The 267-nt window shown below is 61.4% G+C and carries 1 pseudogene; it reads right to left on the bottom strand.

From position 1 onward, the window contains the following. A pseudogene (gene purH / locus RTW80_RS29510) lies at positions 1-267 on the bottom strand (bifunctional phosphoribosylaminoimidazolecarboxamide formyltransferase/IMP cyclohydrolase); the annotation flags it as partial.

Genomic DNA, 267 nt, shown 5'->3' with positions numbered 1-267 from the left:
CAGCAGAACAGCGCGTCACGCAGTTCCTGCTCGGTTGGCTGACGTTTGGTGACGACACGCAGATCGGCTTCGCCCACCATACCCAGATCGCGGTCCTGAACCAGCAGCCCGCCGTTCACGCGCTTGAAGTCCAGGCCTGGAACGCGCTCTGCCCACTGGCCGCAAACCAGTACGCGCACGTTCTGTTTCGCCGCGGTGATTTTCAGCGCCTCTTCGGATGCTGATGGCGCGATGATCACTTCGACAAACTGACGGGAGATGATGGCC

This window comes from Escherichia sp. AM3 (assembly GCF_032029835.1).
In the GTDB taxonomy this organism is placed as follows: Bacteria; Pseudomonadota; Gammaproteobacteria; order Enterobacterales; family Enterobacteriaceae; genus Escherichia; species Escherichia coli.
Note: the sequence above shows the minus strand (reverse complement) of the source record. Positions and strands in the feature narration are given on the sequence as shown.